We start from the raw sequence: 19,713 nt of genomic DNA, 5'->3' as shown, positions 1-19,713 counted from the left end.
CAAGTTGACCGGGCATTGTCTTCAATTTTCCGACGGATGGTGCAAATACCACTCCGCCTACCTGAAATTCGTGAAAATTAGCAAAGCCTTCTATTGAGGTATGCCTATCGTCATAACCCACGGCCTCCCAGCCCGACTTGTTCCCATAGCTTCCATTTGTGCTCGGAGCGAGCTTAGCCATTCCAAAAGGTACGGCTGCTGGTGTATAAAAGAAATACCGACTATGGACGGATCCAATATTAGGTTTTACAAAAACGGTCAAATCTGTTTTCTGCTGTGCGGAAACAGCTGCCGTACTCACAAATAAACTACAAAAATAATAAATGATACGCTTTAACATTGTTCTCAATTAGATTCTACAGCAAACTTACAAAAAAATAGAGTATGTATAAACATGAGTTAGATTTTATTACTTAATTTAACGACTTAACAGATTGCATCGCAACGCCTAGATTTGTAAAATTTTAAATACTAATCAAATAAAACACTATTAAAGCTTAAATACTGACATTTTTCCATAACTTTGATTGTACATACATATTAAAATATAACCAGTAAATAAATTCAAAAAAATACACATCGAACGGTTGATCTTCGATCACAAGCCTGAAATAAATACAAATTAACGTTGAAATAAATACCAATGATTGACAGGTACACTTGTCAATCCTAATTAATTACAATACAACCACAATGAAAAAAAACACCACATTTTTTAGTCTAATACTTCTGTTACTCGGAACCCAACTATCAGCACAACAAACAAAACCCGACCGTATCGCGCAACTTAAGTTAGCAAAAAGCATTCTAGCGGATCAAAACCTAAAATATGTGGACAGCCTTGCCCGAGAGGTCATCAAAGAAGGTTTCAATGCGGGAAGTGGCTACTCACAAATTTGGGCCAGAGATCTCAATACATTCATCGAAACCGCATTGGAAGAGCGGTCCCAAGCGGACATTAGAGGGGCTATTTTAGTATTTTTTAAGATGCAACAGACCAATGGTGAAATGGTAGACGGCTATGTACTAAAGAAAGACTTTACCTGGCATGATGATACACCCTACTATTCAAAAAACGCTCCTGATCATGTGGGTTTTAAAAACACGGTAGAAACCGACCAGGAAACGTCACTCATCCAATTGTTGGGTAAATACATAATAAAAACAAAGGATTACAGTATCTTGGAAGAGTCTATCGGTGGAATTTCTGTAAAAGACCGTATCCAACTTATGTTGGATTATCTGAAAAAGGAACGGTTCAACCAAAAGTATCAGCTACTTTGGGGTGCGATGACAGCAGATTGGGGAGATGTACAGCCCAACGACAGCTTTGGTTGTGATTGGAATGACCAACTTTCCAATGAGGCAATCGATATTTATGACAACGCGATGTTTATTATTGCATTGCAGACCTTGATTGAAATCCAGCCCAACTCTCCCAAGGAGGTGGAATGGAAAGGATTAAAAAAGAGTCTCGAAACGAACAGTAGACGTTCTTTATGGGATAAGAAAAAACAAAAATTCATTCCGCACATATACCCTAAGACATCACCTATTTCTAAAGGATTTGATGAAAATACGATCCATTATCATGGCGGCACCGCCATCGCTATAGAAGCGGGGCTACTAACACCTTCAGAAATAAAAACAGTCAACAAACAAATGCTTGAAAACGTGCGGTTATCTGGCATGCCGAGTATTGGATTGACCTTATACCCAACCTATCCAGTTGGATTTTTCATCGGAGGAATGGCTCAGCCTTACCAATACCAAAATGGTGGTGATTGGACCTGGTTTGGCGGACGGATGATCCAGCAACTCGTTTTAAACGGTTTCTATCCGGAAGCCTATACCGAACTCCAACCGATGATCGATCGGGTTGTGAAAAACAAAGGATTTTACGAATGGTATGATCAAAATAACGTACCCAGTGGATCAGGAAAATTCAAAGGTTCAGCAGGCGTGCTGAGTAAAGCAATAGCTCTCCTAGAAAGCTGGGCTGAAACTACCCTGGAAAAGAATCATTAAAAGAATAAATAAATTAGCTATTCACTCATCCAATTGATCCATTCAAAAAGGATGAGTGAATTCCCTAATAATCTCTTCTGCTTTCGACAGTATAGGTAAAACTTTCCGCGCGGTAGAACCCCAAATTATATTCAATCGGCTTCCCAGATTGGTCAAATACAAAGCGCTTGCGGGACAGAATAGGATCACCGATATTAATCTCCAATTTATCAGCTATAAATTTATTTGCGGCCATTGCATCCAGCTCTTCCTGAGAAAGATCTGCAACGACATGATAATCTGCTTCTAAGATCTCATATAAAGGTCTCTTAAAATCTTCATCGCCGTTTAAACCTATACGCGGATGGAAGTAAGAGATAAAATAAACAAATGGGTCATCTTTCTTTCCTCTCAGACGTTCTAGTTTTAATAGCTTTTGGTCCTCATCTACATTAAAAAACTTCGAGACTGCTTTATCCGGAACAACCCAGCTGACGTGAAGCTCAAAATTCTTTACCTCAATTCCTCGGTTTTTCATCTCTTGTGAGAAACTCAGCCAATTCTTGGATTTGGAACTAAATTTGGAACTGGCCACCTTCGTGCCTATTCCCTTCTTTCTAATGAGCAACTCCTCGTAGACTAGTTTATTGATCGCCAAACGCAAAGTAGAACGGGAAATTGCCAATCTTTTTGCTAATTCAATTTCGTTGGGCAATAACTTACCCTCTATATATTCAGGCTGCTTAATTAATTCGCGTAACAGATTCTCTGCTTGTATATGCAGCGGAACAGGGCTTTTATGATCTATTTTTAAATTCATCAGTTGGATTGCTTGTGCTAAAATAAGATTTTTTGCATAATTAAAAAAATAGATATATGTTTGCATGTATATACATATTAATATAAACCGCAGATGTCAAAGAGATTTATCATCATTTTATGTATCGTTTCACTTGGAGGACTCCTTTTCGGTTTCGATATGGCTGTAATTGCAGGTGCATTGCCGTTAGTAAAGCAATTTTTCGGACTATCTCCTGCTCAAGAGGGCGTTTTTGTCAGTTCAGCCCTGCTAGGCTGTATTGTTGGTGTATTTTTCACAGGACCATTAACAGATAAATACGGCCGAAAACCAGCCTTTGTTACTGCGGCCCTGCTCTTTTTATGCTCAGCAATTGGCTGTGGATTCAGTCCTTCTTATAGCATATTAATTGCAAGTAGAAGCATTGGGGGCTTGGGTGTTGGAATAGCCTCAATCGTTGTGCCCTTATATCTCGCGGAAATATCGCCAAGTAAATTTAGAGGAAGATCAGTCACCTGTTACCAACTCGCTATTACATTCGGTATTCTTTTTGCGTATATCAGCAATTATTTGATTCTCGAATATAGCTCCGCACAGCAAAATGAACTCTGGCGAACTATGTTTTTAATTGGTGCAGTACCGGCTTTATTGTTATGTATCAAAGTTTACTTTATTCCTGAAAGTCCACGTTGGCTATCTAAAAATGGGCGGAACACGGAAGTTGCAGCGATCAGTGGCGCATTAGGACTATCGGATATACAAGAGGTCGGCAACGTTTCCTCGAAGGGAAATCTACGTGATCTCTTCTCGCCTATTTATCGCAAGGCCTTCCTATTGGGCTTATTCCTTCCTTTATTTTCACAGCTCAGTGGCATAAACGCAATTGTCTACTATGGTCCGAGCATATTGCTTGAATCTGGTATTTCATTAAATAATTCCTATCATGCTCAACTATTCTTTGGAGCCGCCAATGTGTTATTTACTTTCTTCGCAATCTGGAAGGTTGACAATTGGGGTAGACGTCCCTTATATCTTTTGGGAACGGTAGGTGCTACCCTGAGTTTGCTGGTTACTGGATATCTTTTTAATCAAGGTCAAGTCAATAATATCGCATTGATTATCGCTATACTTTCGTTCTTATTTTTCTTTGCTTTTTCCATTGGCCCGCTAAAATTTGTTGTGGCGGCCGAAATCTTCCCAAATGCCATCCGGGCTCGTGCCATGGGTATCAGTATTATGGTGATGTGGATTTCCGATGCTATCGTGGGACAACTAACACCCATTCTACTCGCTTCCTGGGGGGCCCGCTATACGTTCTGGTTGTTTGCATTTTTCTGTGCCATCGCATTCCTTGTTGTACTTGCATTCCTTCCGGAAACAAAGGGCAAACCTTTGGAAGAGATCGAAAAATTCTGGATTGAAAAGCACAATAAAAAATCAACAAACAAGTAAGCAAAAAGCGACTTAATCCAACATCATTCATTTGCAATAAATTACATTATATGTATTCTAATACTCAAACAAAACCTTTTCAGTACGAAATCACACCGACGTTTCCGGTTCAAGGAACACTATCAAATTCCTACACGGATCTTGTTGCACATCTCATTACACATAATATACATAGCATTGATGGTTTTGTAGGTGTTGACTGGGCTACAATCATCCTCAAGCTAAAGCAAGAATTTGAAAAACAGGGCGTAACTCCCCGATTTATTGCCATGGATTCAGCTTTAAAAACTGAATCAGCGATCCAGGAGCTTGTCGCACCATACCTCGGTGGCGACGATCCATTATTTGGAAAAAAGGCCGGGATTCAACTCATTGAATACTTTGACACCCAAAAGCTTGCGGACCTTCAAACCATACGAGCAAACGCCGAATCAATACAAGCTGAGTATACCATCTTTTATGGCCCTGGAGCATCATTAGTCGATACGTCTAGTCAGCTGATGTTTATTGATCTGCCCAAAAACGTGCTAATTCAACGTATGCGTGCGGGAGAAGCTTTAAACTTAGGTTGTTCAACACAGACCAATCAAAAGGAAACCTACAAGCGTTACTATTTTGTCGATTGGGAAATATTGAATAGACATAAAAGGTCTATCCTTTCCCGTGTCGAAATTCTTGCCGATCAACAATCGTCCCAAAACCTACCATGGATCACAGGGAAGGATCTACATGCTACTTTGCTGGCCATGTCCCAAAATTACTTCCGCGTACGACCAACTTTTGAACCCGGCGTATGGGGTGGACAGTGGATGAAAGAGCACCTTTCAGGCATAGATCAGCATGTCAAAAACTATGCGTGGTCCTTCGAAATGATTGTCCCTGAGAATGGCATTTTGCTCGAAGCAGATGGACATACACTTGAAATTTCATTTGATCAATTGATGTTTCAAGAAAGTGCCAATGTGCTTGGTCATGCCCAGCAACGTTTCGATGTTGAATTCCCGATACGCTTCAATTTTCTGGATACCTTTGATGGCGGCAACCTATCCATTCAATGTCACCCTAGTCCAGCCTATGCAAAAACAGAATTTGGAGAAAACTCCACACAGGACGAATCATACTATATCGTTGATAGAAAAGAGGACGCACAAGTGTATCTGGGCTTTCAGCAATCCATTGATGCATACAAATTTCGCTCAGCTTTAGAAGAGAGCTTCCATACCGGAACAGCCATGGATATCGAGCAATACGTTCAAAAATTCGAATCCAAGAAACACCAATTGTATTTGATACCACATGGTACTGTACATTCTTCCGGCGTGAATAATCTCGTACTCGAAATCAGTGCAACACCTTACAATTATACCTTTAAAATGTACGACTGGGTGCGTCCGGATTTAGATGGGAAACCACGCCCATTAAATATTGATAGAGCATTCGCCAACCTCAATTTTAGCCGAAAAGGTGATGTCGTAAAAAACACGCTGCTTGCTCAGCCCACTGAAGTAGCCCTTGATGCGCAAGCAACAAGAATACATTTGCCAACGCATGAAGATCATTTCTACGATGTTTTTAGATACGAATTCGATCAGGATGTTGCAATTGAAACACAAGGACAGTGTCACATCATGATGCTTGTGGAGGGGGAGGCAATTGAGCTGATGACAGCAAATGGCATGAAGAAAGTCTTTCATTATGCTGAGACTTTTGCTGTTCCTGCTGCTGCCGGATCCTATACATTGCGTAATTTAGGAAACGATAAGGCAAAGGTTATCCAATCTTTTGTCAAAGAATCCAAATGTTAATCAAACCATTTACTATAAACTAACAGCACAATGAGAACTCTATTTTTTGCGTTATCTTCGTCTCTCCTATTACTGTCCTGCCAAAATGCTGGCGGTAAGGTTTCGACAAGCAATTTACAGGACAGCATCCAAAAAGACAGCAGCTTCAATCTTGTCAAAGATATGGCTACGAACGTCATTAAAAGTGGATTCAATGCGGGGGATGGATACAGTGAGGTGTGGATTAGAGATTACAATACATTTATCACCTTAGCAACAAAAGTCCATCCCCATGAACAGATCAAAGATCAATTAGCTTTGTTTTTTAAGCTACAAGGTCCTGATGGTAATATTGCCGATGGTTTTGTCAAAAAATCCAGCTTAAAAAATGGCGTATCGGACTATTATACCATCACTAGTCCCTTAGCTCCTGATTATGCAGCACACAAAAATACAGTTGAAACGGACCAGGAGTCTTCTTTGATCCAAGCGGTACATAAATATATCGTTGCTACTAAAGACAAAGCTTTTCTCAATGAAAAAATTGGTGATGCAACTGTAAAGGATCGCATGGAACATGCTTTGCAATTTTTATTGGACAAACGTTATAATGATACTTATGGTTTACTTTGGGGTGCAACCACGGTTGATTGGGGCGACGTTCAACCCGAGCATGACTGGGGTGTACATCTAGATGAAAATTCGCATATTGCTTTGGACATCTACGACAATGCGATGTTTTTGATCGCCCTTGACAACTACATGGATCTACTTCCTGAGAAAAAAGAAAAATGGGGAAAAATCAGAGCTTCCATAGCAAGTAACACCATGAAACACCTTTGGGATGAAAAGAACCAAAAGTTTATTCCCCATATTTATATCAAAGGCTCTCCATTTTCGGCTGATTTTGATGAAAATCAAATCTATTATCATGGAGGAACAGCTATCGCTATTGAGGCAAATTTACTCAGCAAAGAGCAAATAAAAGTTTCATTGGATAAAATGATTAAAAATGTAAAAGACGCTGGTGCGGCAACAATTGGACTCACCGTGTACCCAACTTATCCTGCAGGTTCATTTAAAAACAAGGGCATGTATCCTTACGGTTATCAAAATGGTGGGGACTGGACTTGGTTTGGTGGTCGTATGATTCAGCAGCTTGTTAAAAATGGCTTTCAACAGGAAGCTTATGAGCAAATACAGCCGATGCTTGCCCGTGTTATCAAAAATAAAGGTTTTTATGAATGGTACACAAAAGATAATAAACCAGAAGGTTCAGGAACTTTTAGAGGTGAAGCAGGTGTCCTTTACGATGCTATCGAATTACTAGAACATGCTGGCACGAAATAAAAACAGCTTATCGCGATGTAAAAAGAGCAGCAGGAAATTTCCTGCTGCTCTTTTTTCTGAAAGTGTCTAATCTTATTGGCCAGAAAGAACCTTCAGTTTGCTTTCATTGCTGTTGGTGTCTACGAAGTCATGAAGGTTTTATTTGAAATCGTCACCTTAGCATTCCTATTTTATATTACGCTAAAGCCTTTTCCGCATTCTCCTTTGTATACTCGTTTCCTATCCGCTAAAATATCCTGTTTATTTTCCTTAAATTACTTGTCTATGTCGCCAAGTTGTTAAATTGTACAAGAGCATTCCATTTGGATCGCGGATTTTCATCGTGTAGCCGCCAGGTCCAATAACAGCTCAAAACCTGATTGTATCGGTTTCAATAAAAGGCAAACTATAATTACCAGTATCTGCCTTAATCTTAGCATTCAACTGCTTTATTGCAGCGACTTCCTGATTTAGCGTCTTATAGAGATAGAGGTTCTTTAAACTCGGAAGCTCGTTCAGTTTTGATAGACCTTTTGATGTAACTTTTGTGCCTGTCAGATTCAAGTACGTTAATTTTGACAGGCCTTTCAGCTGGCTCAATCCAGCATCGGAAATTTTTGTATTTTCCAGATGTAGACGGGAAAGAATTGGCATTGCCGAAAGTGTTGAAAAAGCAAGATATGTAACAGCCGTATTTCCTAATTTCAGCTGTACAATATTATCCTTAATGGCCAACAACTCCTGTAGGTCCTTGTCATTAAATTGAGGATAATTAATCGCATTAACCAACACGAAGTTATTATCTCTTGCAACTTGGATGATCTTAATCCCCTTAGCCTGCCAAGCATCAACTTTATCTTTTGGCAAAGAAGGTGCTGCTGGTAGATCAGCATACAATACAGCAGACTCCTCTTTTTCTCCTGTTTCCAATTTTTTCAACAAATGAGCTATTTCCTCCGTTTGTGGTATTTCATGCACTTTTTTATCAAAATTGGCTCCTTGATCAATCCACCAGGCAATCAATTTTATCTGATCAGCAGTTATCGGTGTACGGCCTTTAGGGGGCATACGTTTCTTATGTCCCTCGGGCAACACCAATCGGGCATATAATTCACTCTTTTTCGAATCATTTGCATTTAGTACTGTACCGTTCTCTCCTCCTTTTAACAAATTCTCTTTTGTATCCAATGCCAGCCCCCCTTCCTGCTTTCTTTGCCCGTGGCAGCTTTGACAACGCTGTTTTAGAATAGGTTGAATAATTCCCTTATAGGCTTCTGCTTCCTGCGCATTTTGAACGATAAAAACCTCCTCTTTATCTTCTTCCGCTTTAAACAGCTTTTTAAGTGCTACTGGCATCGCTTCCACAAAGTAACCCTTTCCATGTGTCAGTGTTCCACCGTAGTGTCCGGTCACCCCAATTAAGAGCACCAGGATGAAAAAAAGCCAAAAGCGAAATGCACCAGAAGATTCTTTACGATAAAGAAACCAAAGCCATAAACCACTGATAGCCACGGCAATTCCCAGCCACTTGTGATAGCTCAGGACATCCTCCTCATAACCTCCATTTCGTGAAAGCAGATAACCCGATAAAGCAGCTACTATAGCAGCGATAGTCCCTAGGAATAAGGAGAGCTTAATAGCAGGCAAATACATATCACCGCCTTTAAACCGAGTCCTAATTGCCATAACAAAAGCCAACAATAATATGCCGATCGGTAAATGGACCAAAAGCGGGTGAAATCGTCCCAAAAAGCCCAATAATTCATCAAAGAAAACTATCATTCTTTATATCTGTCTTTGAGTAAATGCAACATATAAACATTGATTGACCATTGATCGGCCACCGGTTGTTGTGTAAATGGTAATGTGGGTAAATAACCCGCTGGACCAAACTCGGTCGTTATGGTCAATAACTTCATGCCATTTTCCTTGTGCTTAGCAACAACTTTATCCCACCAGGTCAAATGTTGCGCAACAATACTCTTCCATTCAGGAGCCGCAGGGTCATTGACTTGCGGTCCTTCAGGATGCCCAATTCGTGCATGAATGTGCTCCGTTCTGGAAAGCGCTTTTGTTACAGCCTCGGGCTGATCAGAAAGCATTGATTCGTGCACATTGCACCAATGCGAGATATCCAATGCAAGTTGTAAGGTCGGAATCTTCTCTAAATATTCCTTTGTCACATGAGCTGCAAAACTAAATCTTCCGCGATGAGTCTCATGATAAACGGGGATATGGTACTTATTTTTAGCTGCATCAGCAAGCTCAATCAATGTTTTATTCTGCTCAAACGAGTAATAATCTTTACCTGTATGGCAATTGATATAATCGGGTTTCAGCTGTGCTGCTTCATCCAAATTACGCTTAAAACTTTGTTTATATTCCTCGTAAGTTCCGCCTGATCCGCCTGAAAGCAATCCTAAACTCAATCCATATTTATGTAATGCATCAATCATCTCCTTGCGCTCATTTGGACTACCAGGCAACCAGGATTCAACACCATCGTAACCAGCATTTTTCACCCGGAGACAGAACGCATCCCAGGAATCGCTATTTCCCCAATTGGTGCAATAATATTTAATGTGTAACTGCTGGGCAGTCATGGATAGAAAACTGCTCATAAATAAAATTAATACTAGAAATTGTTTCATTTTTTTAAATTATAGCTTGAATTAGTTCACCCTCCACATCTGTCAATCGGAATGGCCTTCCCTGAAAATCGTATGTAAATTTCTCATGATCAAAACCCAAAAGATGAAGCATGGTCGCATGGACATCGTGTACAGAACTACGCCCTTCTACCCCGGCGAACCCGATATCATCGGTTTGACCGTAACTTATACCATTACGAACTCCTCCACCTGCCATCCAGATGGTATAGGCATCGGTATGATGATCACGTCCCAGGAATGGCATGTCGCTGTTGTCCCTATTTTCTTGCATCGGTGTGCGCCCAAATTCCCCGCCCCACACCACCAGTGTTTCTTCCAGCAAACCACGTTGCTTTAGATCCATAATCAATGCGGTCATAGGTCGATCAATCTCTCGGCATTCATTTCTAAAACCGAGATCAATCGAATCTGCTGGATTAGTACCGTGACTGTCCCAGCCCCAATCAAATAACTGAACGAATCGTACCCCTTGTTCTACGAGTTTCCGAGCCAATAGGCAATTATTGGCGAACGATTCCTTACCAGGCTCTGTTCCGTACAATTCGTGAATATAAGCCGGTTCATTATTGATGTCCATCACTTCAGGTACGGCTACCTGCATTTTATAAGCCATCTCATATTGTGCGATCCGCGACAAGGTTTCGGGGTCTTTAAAGGTATCATACTCTGTTTTGTTGACGCTATTTATGGCATCAATCAAATCACGCTTCATACCCCTTCCCATTCCTTCAGGATCGGCAATGTACAATACGGGATCACCCTTTGAACGACATTGAACGCCTTGGTATACCGATGGTAAAAATCCACTTCCCCAGACACTTTTACCAGCATCAGGCGTTTTACCTCCCGATGTTAACACAACAAAACCGGGTAAATTGCTATTTTCAGATCCCAGACCATAAGTTACCCATGAACCAATGCTAGGGCGACCGAGACGGGCACTTCCTGTATGCATAAACAATTGGGCCGGGCCGTGATTGAACTGATCGGTATGCACAGCCTTCAGAAAACTCACTTCATCAACGACTTTACTAAAATGAGGCAAATGATCTGATACCCAAGCCCCACTTGCTCCATACTGTTTAAAAGTAGCCTGTGGTCCCAGCATTTTTGGAATCCCACGAATAAAAGCAAATTTCTTTCCTGCAAGCAAGGACTCCGGACAAGGTTGATTATGTAATTTCTGCAAGGCAGGCTTGTAATCAAATAACTCCAATTGTGATGGAGCGCCAGCCATATGCAGGTAAATGACACTTTTAGCCTTACCTGGGAAATGAGGTGGCTTGGGCACAAGTGGATTGAGTGCATTCAGATCCAACTTTTCTGCTGATTTTGACTGTCCCCATCCATTACAACTCGTTAACAAACTCCCCAAAGCAATACCGCCGATACCGGCCACACAATCTTTTAGAAAATGTCTTCTGGTGACAGCCTGCAATTCAAATTGTTGCGCTTCTTTTATTAGCTTATTTAGGTCTTTCATCTGACTATCATTACGTATGAACGGGCTGTGTCTCTAAAATTTTAGTGCGCAGCTTTAGCTCATTTCGGTTTATATTCTTACTATTTTATAGGTCTAACCTTCTCAATAAAAGACTTCGTTTTCATACGATAGTCCTTATTCAGAAGTTTCGGTCCATATTTATCATTTCAATATTTATGATTTCGTTAAAAATTCGTCCAAATTCAACACTGCATTCGCAACAAGCATGTAGGCAGCTTTTGAAGGCAGGACCTTTACATTGCTTTTTGCTAAATCTTCATTCAAAAATTTGGCTGCCGAATCAGGTTTTTTGCTGAAATCAACCAATGCCTTTTGATAAAGATGTTCCAGCTCTTTGAGTTTCTTTTCATCGGCATCCTTCAACATGGCACGTTTATAACCGACACGAATACCATTTCTAAGGTTTCCATTTCCCTCTTTCTCCATAATAGTCCCCAGATGTTTAGCCGCTTCGAGATAAACAGGATCATTTAATGTGGCAAGCGCTTGCAGCGGTGTATTGGTGCGAATACGGTCGACCAAACAAACCTCCCTGCTAGAAGCATCAAAAGAAACAAAAGACGGATAAGGACTCGTACGCTTTAAAAACGTATAGATGCCCCTTCGGTATTGATCTTCTCCAGCACTTTTCACCCAGGACTCACCGCTATATACAGTCATCCATACCCCATCAGGTTGGTAGGGCATTACACTTGGTCCATACATTTTGTTGCTGAGCAATCCACTTACAGCTAAAGCTTGGTCACGAATCTGTTCGGCAGATAATCTAAACCGAGGTCCCCTTGCCAAATAATAATTCTGTGGATCCTTCTCAAAATTGGAATTGTTCAAGCTAGAGGACTGCTTATACGTTCCGGATAAGACAATCTCGCGGATCAGTTTTTTAACGCTCCACTTTTTGGTATTCATCAGATCTAGGGCAAGGTAATCCAATAACTCTCGGTGAATTGGCGGGATACTCTGAGTGCCCATATCTCCCAATGGTTCAACTAGGCCCCGGCCAAATAGCTGTGCCCATACGCGATTAACTAAGGTTCGTGCTGTCAAGGGGTTTTCCTTACTGACAATCCACTGCGCAAACCCCAGACGGTTGCGCGGAGCGCCTTTCGGGAAACTATTCAGTGAAGCCGGAACTGTAGGCTGTACTTCCGCCCCCAGAGACAGACGGTTACCACGTATAAATACATTTGTTTTACGATGCATGTCTTTGGGATTTTCAATCATGATTGGCACACCTTCGGGTTGCATGTTGACCAACTGGAGAAAAGTCTTTTGAAAATTCATATTATCCAGTGACTTTTCATGTGGAAAGTTCTCACGAAATGCAAACCATTCAATCATGCAGATCGGCTGCCCATGCGCCACAGATGGATTTTTGAAAACCAGATATAAGTCATGTACACCGCGAGTCGGGAGTATGGGAGACTGAATAACCTGTCTTCCATTTGTACTCGGCAAATCAATAACGGCGAGAATTGGTCCTGTAGGTTTATCCACGTGAATTTCTAATTTTCCACCTACCGCGCCTGTCCAGAAATTCATAAAAAATTGCTGTTTATTATCCAAGTTTATTGCCCTTAACCGAGCCGATCCTCCAGTTCTAACCCCCAACCATTTCGTATCATAAAGCGCACCATCTACTATTTGATCGCTGTAATGCGCATGTATTTTGGGTTCAAGAGTGTGAAGGAATAGATCTGTTGATTTTACCAAGCTTGTATTTCCTGTCGTCGACAACCACCTTTTTATACTGTCAATTCGCTTTTCATCTTGTGCCGTATAAAAACGAAGTTTAGGATGATCACCTTGGGTGTCTTCATCTCTGGTGTTGTTAAAAAAAGCTAACGATTTATAATACTCTTCAAATTTAAAGGGATCATAAGTATGGCTATAGCATTGCACGCATTCGAAGGTTGTACTCAACCATACTTGATAGGTTGTATTTAAGCGATCCAAAACCGCAGCCATCCGAAATTCCTCACTATCGGTCCCCCCTTCATCATTATTCATGGTATTGCGATGGAAGGCGGTTGCGATAAGTTGATCCTTGGTTGGCTCCGGGAGCAAATCCCCAGCGAGCTGTTCAATCGTAAATTCATCATAAGGCATATCCTTGTTCAAGGCCTTAATGACCCAATCCCGATAGGACCATATCGTGCGCGAACCATCCTTCTCGTAACCCTTCGTATCTGCATATCGCGCCATATCCAACCACCAACTCGCCCACTTTTCGCCATATTTCTGCGACGCCAGCAAACTATCTACACGCAAGGTATAAGCATCATCACGCTGATCTGCTTCAAAGGCTTGAATTTCTGCCAACGTGGGTGGAATACCAATCAGATCTAAATACACTCTCCGTAACAACAGTGCTTTATCGGCCTCATCAGCAAAGGATAATTTCTTCTCCTTCATCTTATCCAAAACAAAAAAATCAATCGTATTATTCACCCCTTTAGGTTTGACACCAAATATGCCGAGCAATGAAAAAGGTTTAGGTACCTCAGTCTCCTTGGGCGTTGTATATGCCCAATGCTCTCCCCATTTGGCACCTTCATCGATCCATCTTTTGAGTATATCAATTTCATCATCGTTCAGTTTAGGGGCATTGTAAGGCATACGCAATTCAGGGTCATCGGAAATCAGTCTCTTTACCAGTTCACTATGTTCGCCATCGCCACGAATAATTGCTGGTTTGCCAGACTCGGCTTTGGCGAAAGCCTCATTTTCAAAAAGAAAACTTAGTCCGCCATTTTTTTTAACCCCACCATGGCATGTGATACAATGTTTATTCAATATCGGTTTAACATCAGCGCTAAAATCAATTGGCTCTTTCTTTCCAAAGGTCAAAATGCTCGTACCAATAAGCACAAGCGCCAATAATGTTAGCACCACAATCTTTTTTCTCATAGCATTGGGATATATCTACTCTATAACATTTTAGGTTTACGCACTACAACGAAATAAATAATGATTGTTTTTTTCGTTAAGTGGAGCCGAAACTATCCGATAAATGTGCTAGTTTCGAGTAGGATAAAATTAGATAACAACACTGGATTATACTAAAACTGGATTAACAGAAACATAAACAATATTACCCTTTGCTCTTGCAAGATTTTCTGGATACTATATTCCCACTTGCTCAAAAGATTGATTTAAAACAGCATGATGTACTTTTTTCGGTTAAACTGCAGTCCCTAAAAACGGTACTTTTATACCATATTCTTTCGTCTCAAAAAGTATAACAATTTCGATACGAACTCACTTTTTTGATTTCATACACTGCATACATCTCAGTTAAATTTGCTTAAACGTGATTCCAGTATCAGGGCCATCGCTTTGCTAAAATAGTATGCAAAAAAGTAACAATAGTGTCAGTACCTCCCCATCCAGAGTTTTAAATTTACAAGCTAACCCTTTCAATTATGAAATATCTTTATTTAATACTATGCTGTTCGTTTACCCTGTTCTCTTTCGGGCAACCAACACCTGACAACAACCTCCATTTCGATCAGTTGGCTTCGCGATGGGATGAAGCCATTCCCTTGGGAAATGGTCAATTGGGTGCACTGATTTGGAAAAAAGACAATACGATTCGATTTTCACTTGATCGCGCAGATCTATGGGACGAAAGAAAGGCCTTTGCAATAGAAAACCACAATTTCAATTGGGTCCAACAACAAATAAAAAACAACAGCTACGGCAGTGTACAACAGTGGGGAGACGCTCCTTATGACAGATCCCCCTATCCCACTAAGCTTCCAGCAGCGTCGCTGTTCTTTGACTTGGCGAAATTTGGCACTGTCGTTTCAAACGTACTTGATCTGGAACAGGCCACCAATATTCTTAGATTTAAAGATGGTAGGATATTAAAAACCTTCATACATGCCTATAAACCATTTGGCTATTTTGAAATCACAGGAAACAATGTTAGTGACCTTTTACCTCAATTAATTCCACATCAATATGAAAATAACACAAACAAAGACGAAAACAAAAGCGTTGTCGAAGGTCAAGATTTAGCAAGATTAGGGTATAAGCAAGGAAATATAATCCGCACCAGCAACTATGAAGTGCTGCACCAAAATACGTATGATGATCATTTTTTTGAAGTTGTATTGAGGTGGGAAAAAATATCAGCTAAAAAGCTGATTGGTTATTGGACAATCGTCAATGATCAAAAGGCAACCCCATCTGCACTTTCCCTCAAAAAATACACCGAAGAAAAAGCAAGCCATTTGCATTGGTGGTCAAACTATTGGTCCAAATCAAGTATAACCATTCCTGATAAAAATCTTGAAAAACAATATTATCTTGATATGTATAAACTCGGTGCTGTCGCAAGAGAAGGTGCTCCAGCAATTACGCTTCAGGCCGTGTGGACGGCGGATAATGGTGGTCTTCCTCCTTGGAAAGGCGACTTTCACAATGACCTTAATACACAATTAAGCTACTGGCCAGCCTATTCGGGAAATAGATTGGCCGAAGCCAAAAGCTATACGGATTGGCTCTGGAAGATCCGCAAAAAAAACAAGAACTTTACAAAGCAATATTTTGGTGTCGATGGGCTGAATGTACCCGGTGTCCTCACGTTAAATGGAGACCCTATGGGTGGATGGATTCAGTATTCTCTTTCTCCTACTATTGGTGCATGGGCGGCCCAGCATTTTTATTGGCAATGGAAATATAGCATGGATAAAACCTTTCTAAAAGAACAAGCCTATCCCTATATCATGGAATCTGCAACTTACCTTAAAAATATAACCACACTAAAAAATGAACGCCGTTACCTGCTCTTGAGCAGCAGTCCCGAATACAACGAGAATAGTGTATCAGCATGGTTTGACAATTGGACTAATTTCGATCTTAGTTTAGCGCATTTTCTTTTCCAGGCTGCTACAGAGGTGAGTACAGCAATGGGCAAACCGCAAGAAGCAGAGAATTGGTTAAAATGCAAGGCACAACTACCTCACTATGCGACCGATGAAACTGGGCTACAAGTTGCTGTAAATCTTCCAATGAAACATTCCCACCGTCACATGTCTCCCTATATGGCAATTTATCCATTGGATTTATTAGACATCAATAATCCGCAGGAAAAAGAGCTCATTGAGAGCTCCCTAGATCACATTAAAAAACTGGGTACACGTGCGTGGGTTGGTTATTCCTTTGCATGGATGGCTTGTTTACACGCGCGCGCTAAACAAGGAAAGGAAGCCGTAACCAATCTTCGAAAATTTGCGCAGAACTTTTGTTCCTCCAATTCCTTTCATTTGAATGGCGACCAAAAAGACGGGCAATATTCAGACTTTACGTATCGACCATTTACCTTAGAAGGTAACTTTGCATTTGCACAAGGAATACACGAATTGCTCATTCAGAGCAAAAATAACTATGTAGAAGTTTTTCCGGCTTTACCTGCTGAATGGGCAACAGCGTCTTTCAAAAATTTGAGAACGATGGGTGGATTTATCGTAAGCGCTGAAAAAAAAGAAAATAAAATTGTTCTGCTGAAAATAACTGCTACCGAAGATGGTACCTTTCGAATTTTTGAACCCAAGGCACTCATGCACATCAGCACTAAGAAGCTCATACAGAGAGATAACACCATACAATATGTGAAATTAAAAAAGGGACAAACGGTCAACCTATGTAGCCTATAAAAACAATGGATTTGCCTTACCAAATAAAAAAAACACCTTACACAGTACCGATACAGTCAATTTAAGTCAGCTGATAACGTGCAAACAATGCAAAGAGCCCAAATCATCCAAAGCGATAATTTGGGCTCTTTGCATTGTTACATTACATTATTTAGAATGATTATAAAAAATAACAGATAATCCTTTGAAAAATGCAATAGGACCAATAACTTTGCCTCTGTTTATAATTAATCTAAATAAAATATTCAATGAATCGCATCATCATCTACCTTATGTTGCTTGTCCCAGGAGCTCTACTTGCGCAAGCATAGCACAAAGCAGAAATACTGGGTAAAATCCTTTCGTCCGACGGAAAGCCCATTGAAGGGATAACCGTCAGACTACAACCGCAAAACATAACAACTTCTACACGATCTAATGGTTCATATCAATTTAAATCACTTAAGCCGGGTCAGGCAAAATTAGCCATCTCAGCCATAGGTATTCAACCACATGAGCAGGAAGTCGAAATTACGGATGGTAAAAATAGGGTTCCTGATATTTATTTAATTGAAAATCAAGCGACACTGCAAGAGATCGTTATTAATGGTAAAGGAAATAACAAATTCACACGGAAACAGAGTTTATATGTTTCCAAAATGCCACTGAAAAATATGGAGAACGCACAGTCGTATGCTGTCGTTACCAAAGAGTTGCTAAAAAGTCAGGTGAATACAAATTATGATGATGCATTAGCCAACGTTTCAGGAATTGATAAGCTTTGGTCGGCGACTGGACGGCCCGGAGACGGTGTTAGTTACTACACGTTGCGCGGTTTTAGTACGCAGGCTGCCATGATTAATGGTGTAGTCGGTATTTCCAGTACAAGTCCAGACCCTGCGAATCTCGAAACAATTGAAGTGATTAAAGGGCCCTCTGGTTCATTATATGGCGGTGCGGCTGTTGGTTTCGGTGGATTAATCAATAATATCACGAAAAAACCTTTAGATACCGTGGGCGGTCGGGTAAATTATATTTTTGGAAGTTTCGCACAACATCGCCTTACAGCAGATATATATGGCCCATTAACAGCAGATAAAAAATTGCTCGGACGAATCAATACAGCATTATCCCATACAGGTACCTATCAAGACGCAGGATTTAATAAGTCGGTGTTTATTACACCTTCACTAACCTATAAACCAAACGAGAAACTGGATATCCAACTCGATGTTGAACTTTACCAAAACAAGGCTACTAATCCACTGATGGTTTTTCTCAATCGTTCACGTCAATTATTTGCCAGAATCCCCGAGGCACTCCAATTCGATTTTGATAAGTCCTATACTGCTAACGACGTCACATTCAAAAACCCAACCACCAACCTCCGCGGAAATGTAGTGTACCGGTTTAATGAGCGGTGGACGTCCAATACCACTGTAAACTGGAACAACCGGAAGGCAGATGGCTACTTTCAATATGTGATGTACCTACAAAACAGCAATGACACACTTATTAACAGATATGCTTGTAAACAAAATTATGCTGCAAAAAATATCAATGCTCAACAGAACTTTATTGGTGATTTTCATATCGGTGAGCTTCGCAATAGACTACTTGTCGGTCTGGATTATTTATACCAGCAAACAGAAACACATAATTCGCCCTATGTCCTTGTAGACCAGATCAACACAGCAATAGATGATCCAGATTACTATAAATTTAATGCAGGAACCATTGACGCAGCCATAAGCGCTTCAACGGCAGCCAAAACGAACAATAGAGGTCGAAATCAAGTATTGGGAGCCTATGTTTCAAATGTATTGGATCTCACGTCGCAGCTACATTTAAACCTAGCGTTGCGTATGGATTATTTTGATAACAAAGGAACCTACAACTTCGATAAAGACACAACAACTGGGACTTACCATCAGACTGCGTTCTCACCCCGTTTCGGTTTGGTTTATGAAGCTGTAAAAGGTCAGGTATCACTATTCGCCAATTATCAAAATGGGTTTAAAAATGTATCTCCAGTTGTACAGCCACATCCCAGCATCTCGGGAGACTTCAAGCCCCAACAAGCCAAACAATGGGAAGCCGGAGTCAAATTAGACCTTTTAAACAACAAATTAGGCCTGACAGCAAGTTACTATGACATTTCAGTAGATAATATGCTTCGTCCTGACATAGTTACCATTGACGGACAAACCTATAATATTAGTGTACAGGACGGAACGCGCTTGAGCCGGGGAGTTGACTTTGATGTAACATTGGCCCCTATTCAAGGTCTAAACCTCATTATGAACTATAGTTATAACAATAGTAAGATGACTAAAGCAGACAAGAATGTCAACAACCTACGTCCGACAGAAGCTGGGCCTAAACATCTTTCCAACATCTGGGCAAACTATAGCTTACAGCAAGGAAAACTAAAAGGACTAGGATTTGGTATCGGAATGAATTATGCAAGTGAAAATGTAATTACCAATAGTGTTGCAACTGGCACATTTACCCTTCCGTCTTA

11 protein-coding genes and 2 pseudogenes are annotated in these 19,713 nt (G+C 40.6%); 7 read left to right on the top strand and 6 right to left on the bottom strand.

Features of this window, described 5'->3' with window-relative positions; genetic code table 11:
* A pseudogene (locus B2X72_RS09345) lies at positions 1–340 on the bottom strand (glycoside hydrolase family 92 protein); the annotation flags it as partial.
* Between the two features lie 353 nt (positions 341–693).
* Here B2X72_RS09345 and B2X72_RS09340 point away from each other — a divergent pair.
* Complete coding sequence (locus B2X72_RS09340; protein ID WP_070565366.1) at positions 694–2,028, top strand: hypothetical protein; 1,335 nt, start codon at positions 694–696, stop codon at positions 2,026–2,028.
* Positions 2,029–2,092: 64 nt separating this feature from the next.
* Here B2X72_RS09340 and B2X72_RS09335 read toward each other — a convergent pair whose 3' ends face one another.
* Positions 2,093–2,893 (bottom strand): GntR family transcriptional regulator, encoded by an 801-nt coding sequence (locus B2X72_RS09335; protein WP_254667693.1) that lies wholly within the window; start codon positions 2,891–2,893, stop codon positions 2,093–2,095.
* Positions 2,894–2,920: 27 nt separating this feature from the next.
* Here B2X72_RS09335 and B2X72_RS09330 point away from each other — a divergent pair, with 27 nt between their 5' ends.
* From B2X72_RS09330 to B2X72_RS09320, 3 genes are read left to right on the top strand one after another with little or no spacing between them, the layout of a single operon-like run.
* Positions 2,921–4,258, top strand: a complete 1,338-nt coding sequence (locus tag B2X72_RS09330) for a sugar porter family MFS transporter (RefSeq protein WP_070565368.1) — start codon at positions 2,921–2,923, stop codon at positions 4,256–4,258.
* Between the two features lie 50 nt (positions 4,259–4,308).
* Entirely contained in the window at positions 4,309–6,063 is a 1,755-nt protein-coding gene (locus tag B2X72_RS09325) for a class I mannose-6-phosphate isomerase (RefSeq protein ID WP_286849312.1), read from the top strand.
* Positions 6,064–6,093: 30 nt separating this feature from the next.
* Positions 6,094–7,392, top strand: coding sequence for an amylo-alpha-1,6-glucosidase (locus tag B2X72_RS09320; RefSeq protein ID WP_286849310.1), 1,299 nt, complete (start codon positions 6,094–6,096; stop codon positions 7,390–7,392).
* 348 nt (positions 7,393–7,740) lie between these two features.
* Here B2X72_RS09320 and B2X72_RS09315 read toward each other — a convergent pair whose 3' ends face one another.
* The 4 genes from B2X72_RS09315 to B2X72_RS09300 all read right to left on the bottom strand — a co-directional run bounded on the left by B2X72_RS09315 (position 7,741) and on the right by B2X72_RS09300 (position 14,457).
* Positions 7,741–9,153, bottom strand: a complete 1,413-nt coding sequence (locus B2X72_RS09315) for a c-type cytochrome domain-containing protein (protein ID WP_286849308.1) — start codon at positions 9,151–9,153, stop codon at positions 7,741–7,743.
* Positions 9,150–10,022, bottom strand: coding sequence for a sugar phosphate isomerase/epimerase family protein (locus B2X72_RS09310; protein WP_145327096.1), 873 nt, complete (start codon positions 10,020–10,022; stop codon positions 9,150–9,152). Before B2X72_RS09310 ends, B2X72_RS09315 begins: the two co-directional genes overlap by 4 nt.
* Positions 10,023–10,026: 4 nt before the next feature.
* The gene (locus tag B2X72_RS09305) at positions 10,027–11,526 is read right to left on the bottom strand and encodes a DUF1501 domain-containing protein (protein WP_070565376.1); all 1,500 of its coding nucleotides are present in this window, start codon (positions 11,524–11,526) and stop codon (positions 10,027–10,029) included.
* A 174-nt stretch (positions 11,527–11,700) separates the two neighbouring features.
* Complete coding sequence (locus tag B2X72_RS09300) at positions 11,701–14,457, bottom strand: DUF1553 domain-containing protein (protein ID WP_070565378.1); 2,757 nt, start codon at positions 14,455–14,457, stop codon at positions 11,701–11,703.
* 515 nt (positions 14,458–14,972) lie between these two features.
* Between B2X72_RS09300 and B2X72_RS09295 the strand changes: the two genes are divergently transcribed.
* From B2X72_RS09295 to B2X72_RS09290, 3 genes and pseudogenes are all read left to right on the top strand, one after another.
* Positions 14,973–17,210: a glycosyl hydrolase family 95 catalytic domain-containing protein gene (locus B2X72_RS09295; protein WP_070565380.1), complete on the top strand. Its 2,238-nt coding sequence runs from the start codon at positions 14,973–14,975 to the stop codon at positions 17,208–17,210.
* A gap of 323 nt (positions 17,211–17,533) precedes the next feature.
* Positions 17,534–17,782, top strand: a pseudogene (locus B2X72_RS26635) (carboxypeptidase-like regulatory domain-containing protein); the annotation flags it as partial.
* Positions 17,783–17,863: 81 nt separating this feature from the next.
* The coding region (locus tag B2X72_RS09290) for a TonB-dependent siderophore receptor (RefSeq protein WP_286849306.1) at positions 17,864–19,713 on the top strand (1,850 nt) is incomplete at its 3' end.

Source organism: Sphingobacterium sp. UBA7253, from assembly GCF_002472745.1.
GTDB classification, from domain to species: domain Bacteria; phylum Bacteroidota; class Bacteroidia; order Sphingobacteriales; family Sphingobacteriaceae; genus Sphingobacterium; species Sphingobacterium siyangense.
The sequence above is the reverse complement of the archived record's forward strand: the minus strand, read 5'-3'. Positions and strand labels throughout refer to the sequence as shown.